The sequence below is a fragment of the Clostridium aciditolerans genome (assembly GCF_016316925.1).
Classification (GTDB): domain Bacteria; phylum Bacillota; class Clostridia; order Clostridiales; family Clostridiaceae; genus Clostridium_AM; species Clostridium_AM aciditolerans.
Genome location: NZ_JAEEGB010000063.1, coordinates 1 through 447, shown reverse-complemented (window position 1 = coordinate 447; position 447 = coordinate 1). Strand labels below are relative to the sequence as shown.

At 31.3% G+C, this 447-nt stretch carries 1 protein-coding gene; it reads right to left on the bottom strand.

Annotated elements, in window-relative coordinates; all coding sequences use genetic code 11:
* Positions 1-25: 25 nt before the first annotated feature.
* Positions 26-447, bottom strand: a 422-nt coding sequence (locus tag I6U51_RS24460; protein ID WP_211145156.1) for a 3'-5' exonuclease, incomplete at its 5' end; no start/stop codon positions are given.

Here is a 447-nt window from a genome sequence, read left to right as displayed (position 1 = left end):
TTCTATAACCAACTTGTTAATTCATCTAATTTGCCTTTACTAACAAATCACTATTTTCCAGCACAACAATATCAAATTTTCTTTCTATACCATTTTTGAAAGATATGTTTATACAGTTACCTTCAATTGATACTATTTTTCCTTTTCCAAAGGCCTTATGTACAACATACTCTCCAGTTTTGTAGTCTCCACTAAATACTTTTTCGTCTTTTGAATCTTCCTTATATCCTATTCCGCTCTCATTTATAAACCTTGATATTTCCTTACTTTTACCCTTTAACACTCTAGTTGAAAACATATTTAAGTTTTCTATGGCTCTAGTTGCAGCAACGTAAAAAAGCCTTCTTTCTTCTTCTATGTTTCCAGGAATGCTGTTGATATGAGGATTTACCCCTTCATTACAGTTAACAATAAATACATTGTCAAACTCCATACCTTTTACTCCGT